The organism is Acinetobacter sp. S4397-1, assembly GCF_024129285.1.
Classification (GTDB): domain Bacteria; phylum Pseudomonadota; class Gammaproteobacteria; order Pseudomonadales; family Moraxellaceae; genus Acinetobacter; species Acinetobacter lwoffii_C.
Map to the genome: position 1 here is coordinate 15,845 of NZ_JAMXXZ010000007.1, position 24,897 is coordinate 40,741.

The following is a 24,897-nucleotide window of genomic DNA, read 5'->3' on the forward strand; positions in this document are numbered from 1 at the left end:
GGTTTTTTATAGCTTAGAACTTAGTGCTGTAACACCGAAATATCTGCAACTTTCGTGAACAGATCACGTAACTGAGCAAGCAGACGTAAACGGTTTGCTTTTAGCTCAGCATCATCCGCCATGACCATGACACCGTCAAAGAATGCATCGACTGGCGCACGCAGGGCAGCCAATGCAGACAACGCAGCCGTGTAATCCTTAGAAGCAAACAGCGGCTCAACCACTGGTGTGATTTTCGCAAGTTCAGCGAATAATGCTTTTTCAGCATCTTCCACCAGATTTGCTTCAACAACTTCACCAGCAGGAGCAGCCTCTTTGGCAAGAATATTCGCAACACGCTTGTTGGCAGCAGCTAAAGCAGCTGCTTCAGGCAATGTACGGAAGTGATTAACTGCATTGACACGCTTGTCAAAATCCAGTGGGGATTTTGGTGTCAACGCCTGAACCGCTTGAATCACATCAACAGCAACGCCTTTGTCTTCATATTTGGCACGGTAACGACCTTCCAGGAAGGCAACAGCATCGGCTAGAGTCTTCGCCGGATCTTTCAGTACATCACCGTAGGCAGTCAAAGCCAGTTCGATCAGTTCTTCAATTGAAACATCCAGCTCGTTTTCAGTCACCAGACGCAGGATACCAATCGCAGAACGACGCAGTGCAAACGGGTCTTTAGAGCCAGTCGGTGCCTGACCAATACCGAAAATCCCCGTCAAGGTATCTAAACGGTCCGCCAGGGCAATCGTTGTACCGGTTTTGGTTTTCGGTAAAACGTCACCTGCAAATTTAGGTAAATATTGTTCACCTAAAGCTTCTGCAACTTCATCATTTTCGCCTTCAAGACGTGCGTAGTAAGTACCCGCAATCCCTTGAAGTTCAGGGAATTCGCCCACCAGCTCAGAGGTCAAATCGCATTTTGCCAGCAGCGCGGCTTTTTCAGCATCAGCAGCATTTGCACCGGTAATGGGCGCCAGTGCAACAGCCAGTTTGGCGATACGTTCAGACTTGTTCCAAAGCGTCCCCAATTCTATCTGGAAGATCATATTGGCCAGTTTCTCTTTACGAGAAGCCAGTGGCTGCTTCTGATCTTGCAGGAAGAAGAATTCAGCATCAGATAGACGCGGACGAACAACTTTCTCGTTACCTTCAATAATCTGGGCCGGATCTTTAGATTCGATATTCGATACAGTAATGAAGTAAGGCTGTAATTTATTTTCAGCATTTACCAGACAGAAGTACTTCTGGTTGTCCTGCATGGTGGTGATCAGCGCTTCTTGCGGCACGGTCAGGAAGCGCTCTTCAAAGCTGGCACGTAAAGCCACCGGCCATTCAACCAGCGCAGTCACTTCATCACGAAGGTCGCTTGGTACAATTGCAATCGCATTCACTTCATCCGCCAGCGCTTTGACTTGCTGGTCGATGATGGCTTGGCGCTCTTCAAAAGACGCCACAACGTAAGCTGCTTTTAACTTCGGAAGATATTCTTCCGCATGGGCCAGAGTAATCGCTTCAGGCGCATGGAAACGGTGACCATAGCTCAGGTTACCGGCTTGGTGGTCCTGAATAGTCGCTTCAATCACTTGATCATCTTTGAGCAATACCACCCATTTCACTGGACGTACAAACTCGGTACGGCTTGCCGCAGAGCGCATACGTTTAGCGATAGGTAAGTTGTCCAGCGCATTTTGTAGAATTTGCGGTAACAGCGCATCCAGGCTTTGACCTTTGACATCTTTGTAGTAGCACACTTTTTCTACTTTACCGGCCTGGAAAGTAGAGACCTGATCAACGCTAATCCCTTGACCACGCATAAAGCCTTCTAGGGCTTTCGTCGGTTTGCCTTCTGCATCATACGCCGCTTGTACAGCGGGACCATCAAAACGTTTTTGCGTATCGGCTTGCGCAGCGTCAACATTGACAATTTTTAAAGCCAGACGACGGGGCGCTGCGTATGCTTCGATAGAGTCAAAAGCCAGTCCAGTATCGTTTAAGCCTTTTACGGTTTCTGCTTGCAGCGCATCACGTAATTTTTTCAGGCTTTTTGGTGGAAGTTCTTCACAGCCAAGTTCAAATAAAATGGTATGTTTAGACATTATTTGTTCTCCGCTGATTTTTCTGCTTGGGCTGCTTCTGCTTCCACTTGGGCTTTTAATTGTGCCAAGACTTCATCACGCAGATGCGGTTCAGCCATTGGGAAGCCCAGTTTGGCACGTGCAGCAACATAACTTTGTGCGATAGAACGTGCAAGCGTGCGTACACGTAAAATATAGCGCTGACGCTCAGTCACCGAGATTGCGCCGCGTGCATCGAGCAAGTTAAAGCAATGAGATGCTTTAATGACTTGTTCATAAGCAGGCAATGGCAGTTCAGCTTCAATCAGGCGAGATGCTTCAGCTTCATAAAAGTCGAACAGATCGAGCATCTTCTCGATTGGGGCATATTCAAAGTTATAAGTCGATTGCTCTACTTCATTTTGATGGAATACATCGCCATAAGTCACTGTACCGAACTGGCCTTTGGTCCAGACCAGGTCGTAAACCGAATCTACCCCTTGTAAATACATGGCCAGACGTTCCAGACCATAGGTGATTTCACCAGTAACCGGGTAGCATTCAACACCGCCAACTTGCTGGAAGTAGGTGAACTGCGTCACTTCCATACCGTTAAGCCATACTTCCCAGCCTAAGCCCCATGCGCCCAGTGTTGGCGATTCCCAGTTGTCTTCCACGAAACGGATGTCGTGTACCAAAGGATCAATCCCAATCGCTTTTAAAGAATCCAGATAAAGTTGCTGGATGTTGTCCGGGTTGGGCTTTAGTACCACCTGGAACTGGTAGTAGTGTTGTAGACGGTTCGGGTTTTCACCATAACGGCCATCTTTGGGACGGCGTGAAGGCTGTACATAGGCCGCGTTCCAGGTTTCAGGACCCAGCGCACGCAGGAAGGTTGCAGTGTGGAATGTTCCTGCACCCATTTCCATGTCGTAAGGTTGTAACACGACGCAGCCTTGCTCCGCCCAGTAGTTTTGTAAGGCAAGAATTAAGCCTTGGAAAGTATCAATATGCGATATGGCGCGACTCATGGTCATCCACTTAAAATTAGAGAAAAATTGTGCTCAATTATAAGGACTTTGCCGGAGTGTGGCAAAGGTTTAAGCTCTGATCCCTGTTTTTAAATCGTTTATGCGCTGCCTGATTTCAAATGCACAGTTGGGATGGTTTTTTAGCCAAATCGCTAAACATCCAGGTAAAATCCAACAGCGTTTTATCATCAAAAGGTTCTAGCTCGATAGTAAATTTTGGTTCATACATTAAGCTAAATCTCTGTGCAAATCTCAGTGCAAGAGGATGAAAATTCTGTAATTCTACATGAGTGATCGTGATTGACTCTTTGAACCTGTCCTCCATTCTCACTACGACGAGTAGCTGTTCTTCAGCCTTCATCTGACAAAAACGCATAATTTTTTCAGTGAGATCCGGAACAGGCAGGCAGATAGTGAGGTCTTTTACTTGAGCTAAAAGATTGATCAGTTCAGCTTGATCAGTTCAGCTTGAGATAATAGTTGCTGAGTGGAATAGAAAAGAATGGTGAAACTTTTTAAGCGTTAATTGTATTTGATATGATTTTAAGTTACTGATATTTATTGATTTTATTTTAAGCATTGTTGTATCAGTAAAAAAATCAATTTAGAAAAGATATAAAATGAATACATCTTCAATAACACTTGGTTTTATAATACGCAAAATTTGTAAAAAAATCAGACCAGGCAAAGCGTGTTTCACTCAAATCTCGAATGGCTTAATACCTTAAAACCCAATTTTAAAGTTCTTCCTTTTAAAGATCGTTTGTTATGTGGAATCGGTGCATTGCTGGGTCTTGGAGTATCCTCCCTGCTGAGTTACTGGATACTGGGAGACTTTGAGGCTTGGTATATTGCGCCGATGGGTGCGTCTTCGGTCCTACTTTTTGCTGTTCCAGCCAGTCCCCTGGCACAGCCCTGGAACATTATGGTGGGAAATACCATTGCTGCGGTGATCGGTGTGACCTGTGCCTTGTATATTGCCAATCCGACCGAAGCCTTTAGTCTGGCAGTGGCTCTAGCAATTATCCTGATGATGACCACGGATTCCCTGCATCCACCCAGTGGTGCGGTGGCTATTACGGCAGTACTGGGCGGTAGTGCGGTACATGAATTAGGCTATGCCTTTGTTTTTTACCCGGTACTGCTCAATTCGGTCTTGTTGATGGTGATTGCAATTATTTTTAACCGGATGATTGGCAAGCGTTATCCACAGCAACAGGCCCAGCTGAATACTCGCTCCAAAGACCCAACGCCGACCCAGAAAGTGACGATTCGGCCGCAAGATATTCAGGACGTGCTGGACCATCAGACCGAGCTGCTGGACATTAGTGAATATGATTTGCAAAAGATTATTTTAGAGGCACAAGACCTGGCCAATGCGCGTGCAGTTACCCAGTTCAGCTGTCAGGATATTATGACCAAGGACGTGGTTACATTGCATGAAACAGATAATATTCAGCATGCTCTGGACAAGTTTAAGCAGATGAACCTGATGAGCCTGCCAGTGGTCAATGCCAATGAAAAACTGGTCGGGACCCTGGCGATGTATGAGGTGGTGGAATGGTTGAAGCATGCTGGTGATCTTCGCAGCAGCTGGGAACATCCAGTCAAACACATTATGACCCGTAAGGTGGTGACAGTGCAGCCCTTGCAACCGATTCAGGATCTGGTGCCTTATTTTGTTGAACGTTCTTTTAATTATATTCCAGTGGTAAGTGAGCAGCAGCTGGTGGGGATTATTAGCCGGGCCGATATTATTGCCGCCTTAAATCAGGAACTGAACCATTTTAAAATGAAAGCTTAGACACTCAATTGCCTATAGCAGGGATGAGACCTGTATTTTATTGAGTCTGCTTATCAGCCAGTTTTATAGAATTTGAGGTGTAGAAAAAAACAGGGCTTATTTTTTTGCAGACTAGAACAATTTGGAGATTCCCATAAAAAAGCACACCGGAGTATGCTTTGGTCTATATTTGAAAAGACAAATTAAATAAAGAACCAGTAAATAAATAGGGAAATCAGGAAAATACACATGATGTTCAGGACAAAGCCTACTTTCATCATTTCACTTTGCTGGATATGACCGGTACCAAACACAATCGCATTTGGTGGCGTTGCCACAGGTAGCATGAAGGCACAGGAAGCACCGATACCAATTACAATCACCAGAATTTCTTTAGGCATACCCATTTGGGCAGCAATGGCGGCAAAGACCGGAACCAGAAGTGCGGCAGAGGCCGTATTACTGGTAAATTCGGTCAGGAAAATAATGAAGGTTGCTACCACGAAAATAATCAGTAGTGGAGAGGCATCCCCAAAGGCATTGGCCAGAGTCTGACCCAGCACCAGTGAACTGCCTGAATCTTTCAGAACGGCACTTAATGTCAGGCCACCACCAAACAGATAGAGCACGCCCCAGTCGGTATTTTCTGAAATCTGTTTCCATGTCGCGGTGCCCAGAATGACCACCATACAAGCTGCTAAAATGGCAATCCAGGTGTCGGGTTGACTGATTCCAAAGTTTTCCGTCAGCTTCTTGCTGAAAATCCAGGCGGTTGCGGTACATAGGAACAGAATCATGGTGGCGATACGGGTGCCGGTCCAGGGAATATCTTCAGTGATAAACTGGACTTTATGATTCAGTTTTGGACGCAGCACCAGATACAGACTGACCAGCATGGCAGGTAGGATAATCAGCATCATCGGTAAACCGATTTTCATCCAGTCGGCAAAATCATAGTCGAGTGCCTTGGCCGCAATCGCATTGGGCGGTGAGCCAACCATGGTGCCAAGACCGCCAATACTGGCGGAATAGGCAATCCCGAGCAGAATAAAAACAAAGGTTTTACGTTCATGCTGTACATCCAGATGTGCAAGTAAGCCCAGTGCCAGCGGTAACATCATTGCTGCGGTAGCAGTATTGGAAATCCACATGGAAAGCAAGGCGGTGACAATAAAAATTGCCAGCACCGAGACGCCAAGATGCCCACCGGAGAGTGAAATAATCCACATAGCAATTTTCTTGTCGAGTTTCTGGATATGCAGCGCCGTTGCCAAAGCAAAACCGCCGAAGAACAGGAAAATTACCGGATCAGCAAACGTGGCCAATGCTGCCTGAGTTGTGATGGGAACCAGTTCCTCACCCGAGGCCATGGGCATGCCCAGCAGTACCGCCAGCACGGGAACCAGTAGTGCAGTAATCGTAATATGTAAGGCTTCAGTCAGCCATAAAATACCAATAAAGATTAATAGAGCTAAGCCCTTATTGGCATTTTCATCATAGGGCAAAATGTTATACAGACCATAGGCAATCAGGGTGGAAAGAATAATCAGAATCCAACCCTTACGGCTTCCTTTGGGCATGACATTGGTCGGGGTGGTTAAATTAACACTCATACAATCTCCTTACTCCATATTTTATTTGAAAGAATTTGTCCTGGTTATTATTGATCTAATGTAATGGATATTGTCCTGAAAAATATACTACTTAATGAGTAGCGCAGAATGTTGTAATAGTGCAGTACTTTGCCAGAGTGCATGCAGGCCAAAGATCAGCAACAGTCCTAAGACCAGAGATCTAAAATGTTGTGGTGATAGCCGATGGCGAATCTTTCCACCTATCCAGACGCCGGCCAGCGCAAATACTGTAATCCAGACTAAAATATACTGCTGTTGGGGATTGAGCTGTAGCAGGAGAGGGAAGAGCACACAGAGCTGCACCAGTTTACTGACAATAAAATTCAGGTTGCTGACCATCACGACTTCAGTGGTAGAAATCTTGCAGCTCAGCAGATACATCATTAAAAAAGGGGCCATGGCATTGGTGGCTCCGCCAATTGTCCCTGCCAGCAGACCGAACCCGAGCATGCTGCATACAGTGGGGCTGACCTGAAAAGGCTGGTGGCGCAGCTGGTCCAGCACATAAAACAGGATTACTGCACCGAGTAATAATTTAAGATAGCCCTCATTCAGCCAAAGCAGTAATTTTACACCGAGCAGGCTGCCCAACAGGCTGCTCAGAATCAGTGGCCAGTATTTTTTAAAATGATAAGTGATGCTTGCGAGCATCCCCCGGGAAGGATCGGCTTTGAGTAAAATCAGGTTAAGCAGCAGGCAGGGCAGAATGACCAGAGCGATGGCCAGACTTAAGGAGTATTGCGCCGAGAGTAACGCCGTACTCATCATTGGAAAGCCAAAGCCGCTTAATCCGTGTAACAGCGCGGCAAATGCACAAAGACATAAGATGATCCATTCTGCCTGCGTCATTGAATATCCATTTCTAGAAATACATGACTAAGTTATAGCGAATCTGCGATAGGGTAAATAGCCAGCTTGAGATCGGCTTTAAAAAATAGAAAGAAAAATCAATAAAAAAACCGCAATAATTTGGGGGAATTATTGCGGTATAAAAGTTCACCACATTCAATTTGGGTGAAAACTTAAAGGAAAATAAGGGTTATTCTTCCAGCATCAGGTTCTTTTTTGGAATCACCAGCCATAAGACCAGATAAACCAAAATACCCGGAAAGGCTGCGCTCATTACCGAGAGCAAAACAAAAATAAGACGTAATAGGGTGACGTTCCAACCAAAACGTTCAGCAATACCGCCCATGACACCTGCAATCATATTGGAGCGGTTCGAGCGATATAAACCAACATTGGTCATACATATCTCCTGAAAAAAAATAAGCTTGAATCTTTACAAAATGATTCATGAATTAAAAGATGGAGCTTTTTTGCAAATTTTAAAGCATATCCTCCCGATTAATTCGTTAAGTAATGTTAATAAAGATTAATTATTTAGGCTTCAGCCTCTAACATAATGAAAAATTCATTGATTTATGTCAAAAATTTATACAACTCTTATAAGCCCTATGGCATATATAGCCCTATTGCGGTGCGTGAAAAGATGAAATCAATTGTGTCAGTTTATGCATTCAATACTTTGAGCCGGCTGGGTCTGGTATTCGCTGGTATAGCGGGGTTGTTGGCCTGTGATCGTCATCAGGTTCAGCCTATGCAGGAAATTGGTGGATCGGAACAGGCCAGTGGGATCAGCATAACGGCGGCCAATACCGTGCCTACAGAGCCGGTGGTCGCCAAGTCCTTGACCCAGATCGCTTCCCAGACCAATTTTCGGGCCGAAACAGCCGGGGAGTCTCAGCCTGTACCTGAATATGCCCAGGATTTTGTAGGACGCTATTGCGCTAAAATTCAGTGTGATGGCCGTTTTGTACCTTGTCTCGAGGGAACAGCTGAATTTATTCTGACTTTATTGGCAGATGGTACAGTGCATCGCAGTATTGTGCAGCATGGTAAAATTTTTATTGATAATTCAAAGAACTCCGATGATGGCAATATCACCTATCGTAAAGATCGCTGGATTGTGAATCCGGAACGTACCGAGCTGATTATCCAGCGTAAAGAAGGTGCCAGCTTTTATTACATTATTAAAAATAGCAATCAGCTGGTGATGAATCTGGAAAAAATTCATAGTGAAAAAGAAACCATCAATCAGGAGTTATTTGAGCGCGGCTATCCGGCGCCCTCTAAAGCTTATGTGTTGAGCAAAAAAGATAATTTCCCGCCGCAATAAGCGATCAGACCTTGAATAATGTCATGGGCATCGAAGGGTAAAAAACGGATTAGCTTATTCTGATTAGAAATAAACTTATAAAAATCAATAAGATAAGCGTTATACGCTAAACCGGAATGATCGGTTGATCAATAGAAAATTATTCTGAGGGGTAGAATGGTGGGTCGTCCGCGATTCGAACGCGGGACCAACGGATTAAAAGTCCGCTGCTCTACCGACTGAGCTAACGACCCATTCAAGATATTGCTTTAAAAGCGAAAAGAGCTTCGTATCAGAAGCCTTTAAAAGATGGTGGGTCGTCCGCGATTCGAACGCGGGACCAACGGATTAAAAGTCCGCTGCTCTACCGACTGAGCTAACGACCCATCTCTAGGTACATCAAAATAAATGGTGGGTCGTCCGCGATTCGAACGCGGGACCAACGGATTAAAAGTCCGCTGCTCTACCGACTGAGCTAACGACCCTGAACCAACACTCAAACCTGGTCTGAATGTGCAGTGCAAGAAAAAGAGATTTCCTCAACACCACTTCGTTTTGATGGAGCGTATTGTAGCAAGTTATCAACTGAGCGCAAGTAAAAATTAGCAAACTTGTTGATGTTTGTTTATAAATGCAACAAATTCACTCAATCTCTTTAAAAAATGCGCTTTGAAACTAAAAACGGTATTGATAGGCTTGAATATTGTTGAATATTTCCTGGGTCAATTCGCAATATTCTGTCGCATTCGGAAGCAAAACCAGCAAGCGTTCATCGGTTTTTTGAGGATCAAACGCCTGTTCTTTAAGCTGGTTTTTCTGGTATTTAAAGGTACCCGTAGTTTCTACTTGCTGCTGGATACGCAAGAATACCGGAATTGCATAAGCAGGCAAGCATTGCTTAAAGGTACTCACCATCTGTTTCAGGTCCTGTTCGTTCAGTTCACTGCCTGGCTGCAGGGTAATGGCCGCCATGCCGGCACGGCCATTGGTATTGGGGATTTCTACGCCATAGACCACTGCTTCAACGATCTTGTCATATTCGGTCAGCATGTTTTCAACTTCAGTAGTCGAGACATTTTCGCCTTTCCAGCGGAAAGTGTCACCGAGACGGTCTACAAACTGGGCATGCCGAAAGCCGATATCACGCACCAGATCACCGGTATTGAAATAGGCATCTCCCTTAGTGAAAACGTCGGTCATAATCACGGACTTGTTTTTTTCCGGATCGGTATAGCCATCAAAAGGCGAACGACGGGTAATCTTGCCAATTAACAGGCCAGTTTCACCTTTTTTTACCCGTTTGCAGTGACCCTTGGTATCACGGACTGGTTCATTTCTCTCTTTATCAAATTCGATAATCGCATAGGGGGTGGGCGAAAAGCCGACTGTATTGTCAAAATTAAACACATTACTAAAGCCAACATTGCCTTCGCTGGAGGCATATAGCTCTAGAACTTCTTTAATCCCAAAACGTGCCTTGAACTTGTCCCAGATATTCGGGCGCATGCCGTTGCCAATCATTTTGGTGACCCGGTGGCCGTGTTCCTGCTCCGAAGGCGGTGCATCCATCAGATAACGGCATAATTCGCCGACATACCCAATTGCGGATGCATCGAATTTTTTGACATCTTTCCAGAATGAGGAAGTCGAGAATTTACGCCGAATGGCCAGTGCGCTGCTTCCTGCAATCACGCCACACCAGCACACGACCATCCCCGTAGCATGATAAAGCGGCAGGGTGCAATACATCACATCCTCTTGATTCAGGTTCAGTACATGACCATAGGTGCCATAGGCCAGTGTCCAGCGTCCATTGCTAAAGATGACAGCTTTCGGCAAGCCGGTGGTTCCCGAAGTATAGATATAGAACAGGCCGTCTTTGCCCTGCACTGAGCCGGTGGTAGACGGGTTGAATTTCGGGAACAGGTCAATTTTTTCTGCTAGATTGACAAAGCCTTCGGGTGCCTGCCCAGCATCTGTTTGTGTATCCTGGTCTGCAAACCAGTGGAAGTGACCCGCAGCAATAGCCAGCTCATGCCGGATTTCATCAATTGCGACGCGGCACTCTTCCCCGGCGATCACAGCAAACGGCTTGACCAAGTTGATGCTATGCGCAAGGACTTTGCCAACCTGTGAGGTATTGAGCAGGGCAATGGTCACGCCAATTTTTGCCAGACCAATAACTGTCGTGATGAGTTCGGGGCGGTTTTCGATCATGACCGCCACCACATCGCCTTTTTGTGCGCCTAAGGAAAGATAGAAATGAGCAATCTGATTGGCCCAGGCATTTAAATGCGCATAGCTATAACGCTGTTCTTCAAACAGTAAGGCGTTTCCGTCCGGATTACGCAGGACCGCTTTCTCAAAAGCCATACCTAGACCGGTTGGGGTATTGGGAGTACGTAAATAAGCCTGTTTTAGTCCATGCAGCAGGTTTGGTATTTTATTTAAAAAAGCTGGAATTTTGGCTGCGACATCTGCAATACCAATCAGATCGGGTTGGTTCATCGGGCTCATGATCTTCCTATTTATTTTTCGTATCCACTACATGTGATTTATATGCAATAAACGCTTAACTCTTATCTTTTAACGTTTAAAGTCTAGTGCAATCAACCTATTCTGACTAAATTTAGCAAAAAAAACCTAGTCACCGAAATGACTAGGTTTTTTTATCTTCCTACAATTGGGCGAATTATGACTCCGTTGCAGGATTTGCTTTTTTAGGTGGACGGCCACGTGGACGGCGTGGACGAGCAGCCTGCTTGTCGGCTTTCTCCGCCTCTGCTGCTTCAGTCGCTGTTTGATCTGCGGCAGGTGAATCCGCAGTTTCAGTGATAGGCGCTTTCTGTTCAGCTTGAGGCTTTTCTTCACGAGCTTCGCTGACTTCGGCCACTTCTGCAGCTGCTGGCGTGTCCGTCACTTCTTCAGCTGTTACGGCTTCTTCGGGCACTGACTCGACTGCTGTGTTTTCCGGGACTTCAGCAGTTACGGTCGCATTTGTTGGCGCTTTCGCCACATCGGCCTGAACTGTCTCAGTGCTGGTCACTTCAGCTTGCTCTGCTTCTACTGTCTTAGCCTCTTCGACAGGTGCATCAGCCAGTTTTTTTGCCGACCCGGCCTGAGCTTGCTGCTTCGCCTGCTGTAAGGCTTGCTCTGCTGCAAGTTTAGCTAAACGACGGCGCTCTCGCGGGTCATTGGCTACACGCGCGGTTGGCGTAGGCGCTGGCGGTGTTAAATCCAGAACTGGTGCAGGCTCTGCTTCAGGCTGTGCCTTGGCAACTTCTACATCCCGGGTGACAGGCTTTTTCTCAGGCTCAGGCGCTGCTGCTTTGGCTACAGTCGCATTATATTCCTGCGTAAACTTCAGCAAGGCACGGTTAAAGGTGGGTAATAGACCAAACTGTTCAATCAGCACAGAACAGTCTTCACCATATACATGGCGAATCAGGCTGCCCACTGTAAACTGACCCAGAGTCGGAATTTGCGACGCAGTCAATTGTGGTGTTTTGGCCTGGTGAGATCGACCTTCACGCTGTTGACGACGGCGCTGACGCGGATCATTGCTGGCACGTGGCTTGGTCGACTGAGCTTCAGCTTTGACTTGCGGTTCTTCTGCTTCAGCTGTCTTCACCTCAGCCAAGAACTCTTCAGCCGGTGGAGCCTTTACAGGTGTATCAGCTGGCGCAGTCACTTCAGGAGCTGGTGTTGCAACTGGTGCTGCTGTGCCGTTTAATGCGACAATTTCACTGCTTGCCTGATCAATATTCACCACCATAGCTGTCGGCATAATGTCCTGACGCGGCGCATCTATCATCTCAACCTGAGGCTGTTTCTGGTTGATAGCTGCTGCTTCAGGCACTACCGGTGTTTCCACTGCTGGTTCATTCAGCACGCTTGGATCGCGGTGACGATTCGGGCGTTCCGGACGTTGCTGGTTACGGCGGTCACGACGTGGCACATTCTGTTGCTGCTCATTGTTCTGTGCATCATGGCTCTGTGCGGTGTCGTTATGATGCTGACGGCGAGAATGACGTTTATGTTCACGTGCTTCTTGACGTTGCTCTTGACGTGATACCTGAACTACTTCTTCCACCACCTGATGAGAGGTGTTGGCGTGAGATGTCGATACAGTAGAGCTTTCAGACTGAGTGTGTTCACGTGTGTCTTTATGACGGCTAGGGCGCTGCTTTTTATGCGGACGCTGTGATTTTTCTTCACGCTCTACCAGTTTTTCAGTCGGCTCAGGCTCTTGCTTGTGTGCCACGGTAGAAGGCGCAAGATACACATTACTTGATGTTGCTGGTGCCACGCTGGCTACTGGTTGCGCCGGAGCTGCTGCATTGACCCGGCCAAACTGACCACGGCTAACCGCACCGCCATTTACCATTTGCTCAATTGCGGCAGCAGCATTATTTGCTGTACGGGACTGATCTACAGTGGCCGCCTGTTTTTGTACAAACAGGTTTTCTAACCATGCACATGGGCTGCTTGATGCTACAGGAGCTGCTGCCTGAACAGGGGCCTGCTGTGCAACTTGCGGTTGAGCCGGCTGGTTTTGCTGATTACGACGTTTATTGTGATTGCGGCCGTTGTTTTGTTGTGGCTGTGCAGGCGCTGGTGCAGCATGTTGTGCATGCTGTTCTTCTTCTAGATGCCATTCAGAAGACTCATAACCTAACTCTTTCTCACTTGAACGAGTGGCTTCTGTACGCTCATAGCTGGTCGGCGCAAAGCCTTCAGCATTATACGTGATTTCATAATGCGGAGTTTCCAGGTGCGGGTGCGGCAGCACAGTCACCCGTACATTGGAGGTTTGTTCCAGATAAACTAGGCTGTGACGCTTTTCATTCAGCATGAAGGCCGCGATTTCAACCGGAACTTCAACCTGTACTTCACCATGACGTTCACGTAGGGCAATTTCTTCGACTTTACGCATGATCGATAGGGAAAGTGAGCGTAAATCACGTACCATACCGGTGCCATGACAGCGAGGGCAAACATAGCCAGTCGCTTCTTCCAAAGACGGACGTAAACGCTGACGGCTCATTTCCATCAGGCCGAAACGGGATAATTGACCGAACTGGATACGTGCGCGGTCACTTTGGGTCGCTTCGCGCAGTTTGGCTTCGACCATACGCTGGTTGCGGTCTTTGGTCATGTCGATAAAGTCGATCACGACTAAACCACCAATATCACGTAAACGTAATTGACGTGCGATTTCTTCAGCGGCTTCCAGGTTGGTATTGAGTGCGGTGTCTTCAACGTCCTGACCACGGGTCGACTTTGCCGAGTTGATGTCAATTGACACCAGGGCTTCAGTCTGGTCAATCACGATTGAACCACCAGACGGAAGTTTGACTTCACGCTCATAAGCGGTCTGAATTTGGCTTTCAACACCGAAATGGGCAAATAAAGGCTCATTTAAGGTATAGGTTTTCAGCTTGTCAATTTGACGCGGCATGACGGCTTTTACGAAATTATAAGCTTCGTTATAGGCCTGCTCTGAGTCAATCAGGATCTCAGCAACATCATCACGTAAATAGTCACGAATGGCACGGGTTACAACACCAGCTTCTTGGTGCACCAGCATTGGGGATGGGCCAGAGTTGGCTGTACTCTGGATTTGAGCCCAAAGATCCATCAAGTGTTGCAGATCAAGTTGTAACTCTTCCTGAGAACGGCCAATACCGGCAGTACGAACAATCACGCTCATACCACGCGGTACGTTCAGGGAAGCCAGCATTTCTTTGAGTTCTTCACGTACTGCACCTGAAATCTGACGGCTGATACCGCCACCTTTCGGGTTATTTGGCATCAGCACCAGATAACGACCAGCCAGTGAAATAAACGTAGAAAGGGCCGCGCCTTTATTGCCACGTTCTTCTTTTTCCACCTGAACCAGAAGTTCGGTGCCTTCAGTGATCAGTTCGCGGATGTTTGATGTTTGGCGAGGATCGGCTTTGTAATAAGAATTGGCGATTTCACGCATCGACAGGAAGCCTTGGCGACCTGCACCGTATTCAACGAATACAGCTTCTAAAGAAGGTTCAACGCGAGTCACGTGACCTTTATAGATATTAGATTTTTTTTGTTCACGGGTACGGTTTTCTAAGTCGAAATCGTAAAGACGCTGACCAGTGACAAGTGCAACGCGAATTTCCTCGGCATGTGTTGCATTAATCAACATACGTTTCATGGGTGTAACACCTTATAGTGATACACAGCAAAAAATCGCTAGACACGTAGCGAACATCACACATCACGGATCAACGGCCCAGATACTAAATGTAAAGACATTGTGGTCTGAGTCTTTTTTTACCGGCTGCTACCTATATAGATCAGCTTCGGCTTTGATTCACGTATTGAGGATGACAATACGGCTTCAATCTTTAAATGATTAAAGTCACCTGAACGCTTCACTGGCGGACGAGCGGTGCATTGGATGTGAGTAACTTTCACTGTCACGTTGTTCGAAGATCAACCCTTCTCTGTAGATAGGGGGTCTTGATACGGAATTATCATCGTATCTTTACAAACGGTGCAGATCCAATGCATCAAACACTGTAGCCTGAAGTCGTTTCCAGGGTGCGACTAATCTGATGTGTATCAGTTTACGTTTAAAAACCAACTAGGTTGGCGACATATTTTTTCAGACAAACTGATTTATGTACCTGAGGTACAATTAAACGCAACAGTTTGCTTTGTTTGCCGATATAATAAGCCTTCGGCGTCGGCATAATTCTTTGGGGACCTTCCCGTATCATGTGAGTCTTTAATTGAATAATCAAATTCAGAAAAAAATCTGAAATGCTTCAATTGTTATTCACAAACGATGGTTTCCGTGCGCTGACTATATCAAACCTTGCATCATCTGCCTATGGGCTAAGCTTATGTTTCTTGTGTAAAGCATAATCTAAATGATCATTTTTTATTCAATTTAAGTCAATTTCAGGTCACAGTAACTGTATGAATTCTACGCAACAATGGCAAAGTGTCACTTGGTTTGAAGTGGATGAGCACCAGGATGGTCAGCGCATCGATAATTTCCTGTTTAGTCGTCTGAAAGGCGTGCCCAAAAGCCGTATCTATCGCTTGATTCGGGAAGGCCAGGTTCGTGTGAATAAAAAACGGATTAAGGCAGAAACCAAACTTTCGATTGGGGATCAAATTCGTGTAGCACCGATCCGTTATGAGCAGAAAGATGAAACTGCAGCGCCCGTCTCCGACAAGGTCGCTCAAGGTCTGTTGGCCCGTGTGATTTACGAAGATGAAGGCTTAATGGTAGTGAATAAGCCTTCCGGTATTGCCGTGCATGGCGGTAGTGGTGTGGCCTATGGCCTGATAGAGGGGTTACGTGCTGCAACCGGGAAAAAATATCTGGAGTTGATTCATCGTATTGACCGTGACACTTCCGGTTTGGTGATGATCTCGAAAAAACGTAGCGTGCTAAAAACCCTGCAAGACCTGCTGCGAGAACATAAAATTCACAAGACCTATGCTGCGGTGGTCAAAGGCCAGGTGAGTCTGGACAAGCAGTTGATTGATGCCCCTTTGTATCGTTATGAGCTGCCAAATGGCGAACGTCGCGTGCGGGTGTCTAAAGAAGGCAAAGAGTCCAAAACCCAGTGGAATGTGCAAGAGCGCTTTATGCATGCCACATTGGTCTATGCCTCTCCGCTGTCGGGGCGTACCCACCAGATCCGTGTGCATGGTTTTAGTATTGGTCATCCTTTGGTGGGGGATGAAAAATATGGTCACGAAACCGAATATAGAGGACCTAAACCACGCCGTTTGTGCTTGCATGCCATGCGTCTGGATATTCCAGGCTATCCGACAATTGAGGCGCCCTTGCCTGAAGATATGCAAAGTCTGGTGGCGCAGCTCAGAGCGCAGAAGGCGGATAAGCTGGTCACACTTGCCGAAGATGAAGAGTAATCTTTAGCTTTTTAATGAGTCTTCCTGATTTTGCTTTATTTGAGTGAGGAAAATTCCCTTCTTTATTAAAGGTAGAGATGATTCAAGACAATTTCTAAATCAATGAAGGGCGACATGGATGTCGCCGTTACTCTGTGGTACAAGGACGTGCCATCAGAGTAACAAAGGATTTTTGCTACTTTTCATCCTTGAAAAGTAGATAATACCTATACGAAAACAGCTGCTCACTGACATTAATTGTGGTAGTGAATTAAATTTAACTAACCTCTCCCAAACCCTCTCCTAGAAGGAGAGGGCTTAAAGATACTGAATCAAATATTAGGACCTTATATGAACTCACCTGTAAAACTGGTTATTTTTGATTGGGATGGCACCTTATTCGATTCAGTTGGCCAGATTGTGGCAAGTCTCCAGTTTGCAGCCCGGCAGTTTAATCAGCCGCTGACCGATGCCGATGCCAAAAGTATTATCGGTCTGGGTTTGCCTGAAGTTGCCCAGCGCCTGTTTCCGACAGTGCCAGAATTACATAGCGATATTTTACAGGCTTATTCTGAGCATTATGTGGCGAACTCTACTGAAGATTGCTGGTTCGCTGGTGTGGCGGAGATGTTGCAAGAGCTGGCAGAGCAGGGCGTAAAACTGGCGGTCGCGACCGGAAAAAGCCGTAAAGGGCTGGATCGGGTCCTAAAGCAAACCGAGAGTGTCGAGCTGTTTGCGGTTACCCGCGCGGCCAGTGAAACCCGCTCCAAACCTGATCCGCTGATGCTGGCTGAGATTCTGTCTGAAACTGGTGTGGCGTCGCATGAGGCGATTATGGTGGGAGATACCTCCTATGACCTGGAGATGGCACAGAAGATTGCGATGCCAAGTGTGGGGGTGAGCTATGGCGTGCATACGCCTGAAACGCTGGCACAGTTTAATCCCTTGACCATCGTGCATGATATTCGCAGCCTGAATAGCTTTTTATTGGCTAAAGTTCAATGGAAAGAAGCGATTTAATCGCTTATCTTGAGATCGGTAAACTTGCAGGCACTCGGTTTGAAAAGAGTGCCTGTAAATGCACTCAACTGCCGGATATGTTCTTATCTTTTAGTCTAAAGCTGCAAACTTGATCAATTTAAGCGTAGAGCAATGTTGATGAATTTGCTGTGGATTTAGTCGAATTCATAACTTAAGTCGCTGTTTTATTTAAAATAATATTGGATTTATTAATAGTTAATAGCTATAGCGAAAAATAAAATAACTATTGGCATTCATCTCTTAATTTTCAGATTCTTAGATTGTATATGTTTATGTCTCGTTCAGGACAGACAATCCCAGCTCATTGTCAGGTCGTTTCCAGCTTGCTGAACGACTTCGTCTGGATGTAGGCATAAACTTCATTTTTGCAGTTTAAGGAAACACTGATGTCGAATTCTGCTGTTGTTGAATCAGTTGCACACGCCCTTCGTCGCGCTGAATTATCACAAACTGCGATCGCACCGATTCGCCCTGAACTTGGTGGTGAAAGTGCGGACGTGGATATTGCCTATGCCGTTCAAGAAATCAATACAGCGCGTGCGTTGTCTGAAGGCCGCCGTCTGGTGGGTCGTAAAATCGGGTTGACATCTAAAGTGGTTCAGACACAACTCGGCGTAGATCAGCCTGACTTTGGCATGTTGTTTGCAGACATGGCCTATGGCGATGGTGAAGCAATTCCTGCCGGTCTGTTGATTCAGCCTAAAGTTGAAGCGGAAATTGCATTGGTGATCAAAGAAGATTTAACCAAAGAAAAACACACCTATGCAGACATAATCAGTGCAACTGATTATGCACTTCCTGCAGTTGAAGTGGTCGATAGCCGTATCGAGAACTGGAAAATCAGCCTGATTGATACCGTGGCAGATAATGCCTCTTCGGCAGCATTTGTTTTGGGTTCACGCCCGGTGAAACTCGACAACCTTGACCTGGTGAACTGCAAGATGGTCATGACTCGCGGTGCTGAAGTGGTCTCACAAGGGGTGGGTAAAGCATGTTTGGCCAATCCCTTAAATGCAGCGGTCTGGCTTGCAGATGAGATGGTACGCCGTGGTCGCCCATTGCTCAAAGGTGACATCATCCTGACCGGTGCTTTAGGCCCGATGGTGGTTGCTCAGCCGGGCGATGAGTTCAAGGTTGAGATTGAAGGCTTTGGTTCAGTAACAGCTGCTTTTGCTGCTGAATAATGGAATATTGAGAGTACATTCATGAAAAAGATTAAATGTGCAATGATCGGTCCCGGCAACATTGGTACGGACTTGCTTTATAAATTACAGCGTAGCGAATGGTTGGAGCCAGTGTGGATGGTGGGCATTGACCCAACGTCTGAAGGTCTGGCACGTGCAGCGAAAATGGGCTTAAAAACCACGGCTGAAGGGGTAGACGGTCTGCTGCCGCATGTTCTGGAAGATGACATCAAAATTGCCTTTGATGCGACTTCTGCATACGTTCACGCTGAAAACAGCCGCAAGCTGAACGAGCTGGGCGTATTGATGATTGATTTGACACCTGCAGCGATTGGTCCGTTCTGTGTACCGCCTGTAAACTTAGAAACGCTATTGGCTGCTGGCGAAGTGCCGAACGTAAACATGGTAACGTGTGGTGGTCAGGCGACCATTCCAATGGTCGCTGCAGTTTCCCGCGTTCAACCGGTTGAATATGGTGAGATCATTGCAACCGTATCCACCAAGTCGGTAGGTCCGGGTACACGTAAAAATATTGACGAATTTACCCGTACCACTGCCGGTGCAATCGAAAAAGTCGGTGGTGCAAAACAAGGCAAGGCGATCATCATCATTAACCCGGCTGAACCACCTTTAATGATGCGCGATACCGTGCATTGTCTGGTTGAAGGTGAGCCGGATCAGGCGGCAATCACTGAATCAGTGCATGCCATGATCAAAGAAGTCCAAAAATATGTACCGGGCTACAAGCTGGTCAATGGTCCTGTGTTTGATGGCAACCGTGTGTCGATCTTCATGGAAGTCGAAGGTCTGGGGGACTTCTTGCCAAAATATGCGGGTAACCTGGACATCATGACTGCGGCGGCTGCACGTACTGCAGAAATGTTTGCTGAACACGTATTTGCAAAAGAACAGGCTTAAGGAGCAACCACATGTCTAAGATTATTGTTCATGATATGACTTTGCGTGATGGTATGCATCCACAGCGCCATCAAACCACTGTCGAGCAGATGATTGCGATTTCAACTGCACTTGATGAGGCGGGCGTACCGTTAATCGAGGTAACACATGGTGACGGGCTGGGTGGCTCATCAGTAAACTATGGTTTTGCTGCGGCAACAGATGAAGAATACCTGTCTGCTGTAGTGCCACGCATGAAGAATGCCAAAGTATCTGCATTGCTTTTGCCGGGTATCGGAACAGTTGACCATCTGAAAATGGCCCATGAGATTGGTGTATCAACCATCCGTGTGGCAACGCACTGTACGGAAGCGGATTGTTCTGAACAGCACATCACAGCTGCGCGTAAGCTGGAGATGGATACTGTAGGCTTCCTGATGCTGGCCCATATGGCAACTCCGGCTCAACTGCTTGAAGAAGCGAAGAAGATGGTGTCGTATGGTGCAAACTGTATCTATGTAACGGATTCTGCAGGTTATATGCTTCCTCAGGATGTAACCGATCGCGTTGCATGCTTGCGTGATGCGCTTGATCCAAGTATTGAACTAGGGTTCCACGGTCACCACAACTTAGGCATGGGCGTGGCAAACACGGTTGCTGCGGTGGATGCTGGTGCAGTGCGTGTCGATTTGGCCTCTGCCGGTTTGGGCGCAGGTGCAGGAAATACACCTCTTGAACTGTTCATTGCCGTTGCCAACCGTATGGGGATGGACACCGGGGTTGACCTGTTTAAAGTACAAGACGTGGCAGAAGATCTGGTAATTCCAATGATGCACAACCCGATCCGTGCAGACCGCGATGCGGCAACACTGGGCTATGCAGGCGTTTACTCATCATTCCTGTTGTTTGCGAAACGTGCGGAAGCCAAATATGGCGTATCTGCACGCGAAATTCTGCTGGAACTGGGCCGCCGTGGCACAGTCGGTGGTCAGGAAGATATGATTGAAGATCTGGCATTGACCATGTCCAAAGCCAAAGAAGCCGAAGCTTAATGTGGTTTTAACTGTTTAGCCTTTAAACCGCTGCGCAGTTATTTTCAGATCAACGTCCGATGTAGGTCATCGGGCGTTTTGTATTTTAAGAAGAGGAGCGCGAAGTAGAAGCGTTACTTGCTTAAATTTAAATTATAGCTAAAGCATATTGGGTTATATCTGAAGTATATTAATATAATCAATTGCTTAGCAGGATTAATACGGGGATTTAAACTTAAAAACGATTAGTTTTTTTATTTTATGTTTCAAAAACTAAAATTTTATTAAAAATAGATGACAGAACAGGGGTTTAGAAAAAACCCCACGAATATCGAGCAAAATATCTTATTGTTTAAAGCTCTTAACCTGAGCGGAGGGCGAGTCAGGAAAAAACAAAAATAGGGTGCATGACTTAAATCTTAATACTCTGGTCGGATTCCGTTTCTGGCCATTGTTCAGCATGATGGCGCCCTAGCTTTATTTGATTATTGGGAATAAGTCATGCGTCGTCAAAATTTATGGATAGCAATGCTGGCTGCAACAGCAACTTTAGGAACCACTGCAACTCAGGCAGATTTTATTGACGACAGTCAGGTCCAGCTCAAATTTAAAAACTTTTACCTAGATCGCCAGATTAAAGACGATCCCGCTAAAAACTGGGGTTCGTGGTCTCAGGGGGTGATGCTGGATGCCAAATCTGGTTATCACGATATTGGCGGCGGTATTCAGGTTGGTGCAGACCTGTTGGTGCAGCATGCCTTTAAGCTGAATGGCCGTGACAGAAATCCAGACTTTATTTTGCCGCATGATGGTAAAGAGTCGAAAGACAATTTTGGTAAAGTCGGTGCCACCTTAAAAGCCAAAGTATCGCAAACTGAATTAAAAGTGGGTGAATTATTGCCGGTTTCTCCAGTCTTGGTGTTTGATCCATCGCGTCAGTTACTTACCACGTTTAGCGGTGCATGGTTAGAATCTAAAGACCTGAAAAATACCAAGTTAACGCTGGCCTATATTGACGGCATTAACAACCGTTACGACAACCAGTTTCGTGACCTCAGCAAATTTGCGCCACCTGCCTATGACAATGGTGCAACATCTGACGGGATGTGGATTGCAGGAGTAGACCATCAATTCACTCAGGAACTGGGTGCAAGCTATTGGTACGCAGATGTACAAGACATCTATCAGCAACATTTTGTGGGTTTAAACCATACTGCTGCTTTAGGTGAAAAAAGCAAACTGACCAGCCATGTACGTTACTTCGATAACTCGGATTCAGGTAACAAACTCTATGGTGAGATTGATAACCAGGCTTTATCAGTAGGTACTAAACTTAATCATGGTGCGCATACGATTGGTTTAGGCTATCAGCAAATGCTGGGCGATTCAGCATTCCCGACATTGGGCGGCTGGGTGCCACAGCCTTATCTGGTCAACTGGGGGGTTGCGACTTTTACCAATCCTGATGAAAAATCATTGGGTTTAACCTATGGTTATGATTTCTCTGAACTGGGTGCCAAGGGCTTGAGTGCCACCGCCGTGTATATGCTCGGGAAGGATGCAACTTACGGCACCAAAAAAGATCAGGATTCAGACGAGTGGAACCTGATTGTGAATTACACAGTGCCAGAGGGTAAATTAAAAGGCTTAGGCGTCCAAGCCATGTATATCGATGCTGATTTTGATTATAAGTCCGATTTGCAGGAATACCGTGTGGCGACCACCTATACCTATAAATTCTAAGTATTCAGCAGATTTAAACCGGCGATGCAACAGCATCGCCTTTTTAAGGCCTCAAGTCTGAGAAAACTTAAGGAATTAAAATAAAATATTTATATAAAACAGATATTTAAATTATATTTTTTTTGTAGCATACAATCGTAATTTTGTATCAGTTGACTCGGCTGCAGCGGTTAAGATAAGGGCGTAAAGAAGTCATTGTTAATGAGTCAACTTGGCGTTGACCTCTGTTATCAGATGGACACGCAAGCTAAAAACTGTAAGAGGAATCAACATGAGCACTGTTCAAATCCCAGAATACAAAACAGATCCATTTTTTGGTTTAGAAGACAAATGGATTGAAACGGCAGAAGGTGAGTTGACGCACTATCACGAGATTGGTGAAGGTACACCAATTCTGTTCCTGCACGGTTCAGGTACTGGTGTATCTGCGGCGGCAAACTGGTGGTTAAACCTTCCAGCCATTGGTGAGCAGGCACGTTGTATCGCCATTGATACCATTGGTTATGGTCAGACTGTGGTAGCGCCTGGTACGGCTTATGGTATTCGTGCCTGGGTTGATCATGCGGTGCGTACTTTAGATGCACTGGGTATTGAAAAAACCTGGGTGGTCGGTAACTCACTGGGTGGCTGGTTGGCTTTCCAGATGGCACTTGACTATCCAGAACGTGTTCTTGGTATTGTTTCTATGGGGACCGGCGGTGCGAAACAAACTGCCGCGTTGAAGGCGCACGCAAATCCGGTGCTTACTGAAGAAGGTATCCGCAAGACCCTGTCGATGTTTGTCGTGGACAAAACCCTGATTACTGATGAACTGGTAAAAGTACGTTTTGCGTCTGCTGCAAATGACTATGCATCAAATCGTTTGATGGATGTGGTGGGTGCACGTGACCGTGACCGTTTTGAATTCCCGCTTGATTTTGAAAAAATGAAAGAGATCACAGTTCCTGTGCTGTTGATCCACGGTACGCAAGACGTGGTGATTCCTGTATCACGGACCTGGGATATTCTGAATATTGTGCCAAATGCCGATGCCCACATTTTCAGTCAGTGCGGCCACTGGTCCCAGGTGGAAAAAGCAGAAGAGTTTAATACCATTATCAAAAACTACCTGCTTGCACATGGCGTAAAATAAGCCCGAGTAAAAATATAAAAAAAGGATGCCAGGCATCCTTTTTTTATGGCTAAACGATTTTATGGGGAGAGCTAAAGCAGTCACCTTTCTCGTGTAGCAAGTTTGATAGATATTTTTAATCTGTTTTAAGTCTAGATTGAGGCTTTTTTAGAAGAAAAAACACTTAAATTTTCATTAGACTTAAGTTGTAAAGCAGATGATTTTTGAGCGGGAGTTCCTCATCTGTAGCCCAGGTTGAGGCTGATTTTGAGGCACCAAAAAGCTGGTCGTTATGAAAAAACCAGAATACAAAGCGGGTTTTAATAAGAAAATAATAAAAGCAAATAGCACAGGTATGTATAGCGCAACCTGTGCTGTCAAAAAAAGCGGAAATTTATTTTTGTTCGTCGCGATTGATATTGAGATAGAACACGTGGGTCAGTAACTCCAGGAACTTGTCCACGGCCATTGAATTTCCAGCTTTGCGGTAACTCACGTATAAATCCAGATAAGGCAGTTCAACGTCAAGCGGACGAATGACCGTATTATTCATGGTCAACGGGGCAATATAGCCCGGTAAAATCGTGCAACCTAAGCCCATACCAATCGAGTTAATGTTGAACAGGATATTGTCAGCTTTTTGCACAATGTTGAATTCAAGATTGTTGATCTTGGCAAAGTCTAAAATCGCATTGTGCAGGGTCAGTGACTGTTCGGCAGCAGGAATAATAAAGTCTATGCCATTCAACTCTTTAACTGGAATTCGTTCATATTTGGCCAGTGGATGATCTTTAGGCAAAATAAAGATTAGCGGCTCACGCAGGACAAACTGGCTTTCAATTTCGTCGCTATGGAAGTTGTGACGGGTAAAGGTGAGATCTAGATCGCCTTTTTTCAGTAATCTCATTTGCTCGGTATTGTTCAGGCTGAGCAGTTCAATTTTCAGATCCGGGTTTTGGACACGCAGGTTGGGCAGAATATACGGAAAGATCTTCATTTCGGCCACCGGCACAAAGCCGATGCGCAGCATCTGCTGCTTGGCCTGCGACACCTGACGCGCCATGGCAACGGCTTTGTCTGCCTGAGCCAAGGTCAGACGGGCCTGTTCCAGAAATACAGCACCTTCTTCTGTCAGCTCGACCTTGCGTTTGGTACGGTACAGCAGTTGTACACCGACATCTTCTTCCAGATCCTTAATCTGCTGGCTGAGAGAGGGTTGCGCCGTATAAAGTTTGAGTGCTGCCTTACTAAAGTTCAGTTCTTCAGCAACAGTGATAAAGTAGCGAAGGTGTCTTAATTCCATGTCATCAGCCCAAAGAGTA

Annotated in this window: 17 protein-coding genes and 3 tRNA genes; 9 read left to right on the forward strand and 11 right to left on the reverse strand. The window is 46.1% G+C overall.

What is annotated here, in order from left to right:
• Nucleotides 1–20: 20 nt before the first annotated feature.
• Both glyS and glyQ read right to left on the reverse strand, forming a co-directional pair.
• Nucleotides 21–2,090, reverse strand: a complete 2,070-nt coding sequence (gene glyS / locus NI467_RS05660) for a glycine--tRNA ligase subunit beta (protein WP_253151569.1) — start codon at nt 2,088–2,090, stop codon at nt 21–23.
• A complete protein-coding gene (gene glyQ / locus NI467_RS05665; protein ID WP_151205127.1) occupies nt 2,090–3,079 on the reverse strand; it encodes a glycine--tRNA ligase subunit alpha in 990 nt (329 codons plus the stop codon). The genes glyS and glyQ overlap by 1 nt, the downstream gene beginning before the upstream one ends.
• 691 nt (nt 3,080–3,770) lie before the next feature.
• Between glyQ and NI467_RS05670 the strand changes: the two genes are divergently transcribed.
• Entirely contained in the window at nt 3,771–4,883 is a 1,113-nt protein-coding gene (locus tag NI467_RS05670; protein WP_253151571.1) for an HPP family protein, read from the forward strand.
• A 182-nt stretch (nt 4,884–5,065) separates the two neighbouring features.
• Here the strand turns inward: NI467_RS05670 and NI467_RS05675 are convergent, their stop codons facing one another.
• From NI467_RS05675 to NI467_RS05685, 3 genes are all read right to left on the reverse strand, one after another.
• On the reverse strand, nt 5,066–6,475 hold the full coding sequence (locus NI467_RS05675; RefSeq protein ID WP_151205125.1) for a DASS family sodium-coupled anion symporter: 1,410 nt from the start codon (nt 6,473–6,475) through the stop codon (nt 5,066–5,068).
• Between the two features lie 87 nt (nt 6,476–6,562).
• A complete protein-coding gene (locus tag NI467_RS05680; RefSeq protein ID WP_253151573.1) occupies nt 6,563–7,345 on the reverse strand; it encodes a sulfite exporter TauE/SafE family protein in 783 nt (260 codons plus the stop codon).
• Nucleotides 7,346–7,535: 190 nt separating this feature from the next.
• Nucleotides 7,536–7,745 (reverse strand): PspC domain-containing protein, encoded by a 210-nt coding sequence (locus tag NI467_RS05685; RefSeq protein ID WP_151205123.1) that lies wholly within the window; start codon nt 7,743–7,745, stop codon nt 7,536–7,538.
• Between the two features lie 243 nt (nt 7,746–7,988).
• On the opposite strand from NI467_RS05685, the gene NI467_RS05690 reads away from it, so the two are divergent.
• Nucleotides 7,989–8,675, forward strand: coding sequence for a hypothetical protein (locus tag NI467_RS05690; RefSeq protein ID WP_151205122.1), 687 nt, complete (start codon nt 7,989–7,991; stop codon nt 8,673–8,675).
• 157 nt (nt 8,676–8,832) lie between these two features.
• Here the strand turns inward: NI467_RS05690 and NI467_RS05695 are convergent.
• The 5 genes from NI467_RS05695 to NI467_RS05715 all read right to left on the reverse strand — a co-directional run bounded on the left by NI467_RS05695 (nt 8,833) and on the right by NI467_RS05715 (nt 14,850).
• Nucleotides 8,833–8,908 (reverse strand) — tRNA-Lys (locus NI467_RS05695).
• A 56-nt stretch (nt 8,909–8,964) separates the two neighbouring features.
• Nucleotides 8,965–9,040: transfer RNA gene (locus tag NI467_RS05700), tRNA-Lys, on the reverse strand.
• A gap of 23 nt (nt 9,041–9,063) precedes the next feature.
• Nucleotides 9,064–9,139, reverse strand: a tRNA-Lys gene (locus NI467_RS05705).
• A gap of 190 nt (nt 9,140–9,329) precedes the next feature.
• Nucleotides 9,330–11,171, reverse strand: a complete 1,842-nt coding sequence (locus NI467_RS05710) for a long-chain-acyl-CoA synthetase (protein WP_253151574.1) — start codon at nt 11,169–11,171, stop codon at nt 9,330–9,332.
• 175 nt (nt 11,172–11,346) lie between these two features.
• Nucleotides 11,347–14,850 carry an Rne/Rng family ribonuclease gene (locus NI467_RS05715; RefSeq protein WP_253151576.1) on the reverse strand — a complete coding sequence of 1,168 codons (3,504 nt, stop codon included), beginning with the start codon at nt 14,848–14,850 and terminating at the stop codon, nt 11,347–11,349.
• A gap of 770 nt (nt 14,851–15,620) precedes the next feature.
• Between NI467_RS05715 and NI467_RS05720 the strand changes: the two genes are divergently transcribed.
• The 7 genes from NI467_RS05720 (at nt 15,621) to NI467_RS05750 (ending at nt 23,596) form a co-directional block, all read left to right on the forward strand.
• Entirely contained in the window at nt 15,621–16,589 is a 969-nt protein-coding gene (locus NI467_RS05720; protein WP_253151578.1) for an RluA family pseudouridine synthase, read from the forward strand.
• Between the two features lie 330 nt (nt 16,590–16,919).
• Nucleotides 16,920–17,588 carry an HAD-IA family hydrolase gene (locus tag NI467_RS05725; protein WP_253151579.1) on the forward strand — a complete coding sequence of 223 codons (669 nt, stop codon included), beginning with the start codon at nt 16,920–16,922 and terminating at the stop codon, nt 17,586–17,588.
• Between the two features lie 407 nt (nt 17,589–17,995).
• Nucleotides 17,996–18,793 (forward strand): 2-keto-4-pentenoate hydratase, encoded by a 798-nt coding sequence (locus NI467_RS05730; protein WP_151205424.1) that lies wholly within the window; start codon nt 17,996–17,998, stop codon nt 18,791–18,793.
• A 21-nt stretch (nt 18,794–18,814) separates the two neighbouring features.
• A complete protein-coding gene (locus NI467_RS05735) occupies nt 18,815–19,711 on the forward strand; it encodes an acetaldehyde dehydrogenase (acetylating) (protein ID WP_253151591.1) in 897 nt (298 codons plus the stop codon).
• A gap of 11 nt (nt 19,712–19,722) precedes the next feature.
• A complete protein-coding gene (gene dmpG, locus NI467_RS05740; RefSeq protein WP_151207099.1) occupies nt 19,723–20,742 on the forward strand; it encodes a 4-hydroxy-2-oxovalerate aldolase in 1,020 nt (339 codons plus the stop codon).
• Between the two features lie 480 nt (nt 20,743–21,222).
• A complete protein-coding gene (locus NI467_RS05745) occupies nt 21,223–22,464 on the forward strand; it encodes an OprD family outer membrane porin (RefSeq protein WP_253151593.1) in 1,242 nt (413 codons plus the stop codon).
• 271 nt (nt 22,465–22,735) lie between these two features.
• Complete coding sequence (locus NI467_RS05750; RefSeq protein WP_253151595.1) at nt 22,736–23,596, forward strand: alpha/beta fold hydrolase; 861 nt, start codon at nt 22,736–22,738, stop codon at nt 23,594–23,596.
• Nucleotides 23,597–23,969: 373 nt separating this feature from the next.
• On the opposite strand, the gene hcaR is transcribed toward NI467_RS05750, so the two are convergent.
• Nucleotides 23,970–24,878: a DNA-binding transcriptional regulator HcaR gene (gene hcaR, locus NI467_RS05755; protein ID WP_253151597.1), complete on the reverse strand. Its 909-nt coding sequence runs from the start codon at nt 24,876–24,878 to the stop codon at nt 23,970–23,972.
• Nucleotides 24,879–24,897: the final 19 nt, after the last annotated feature.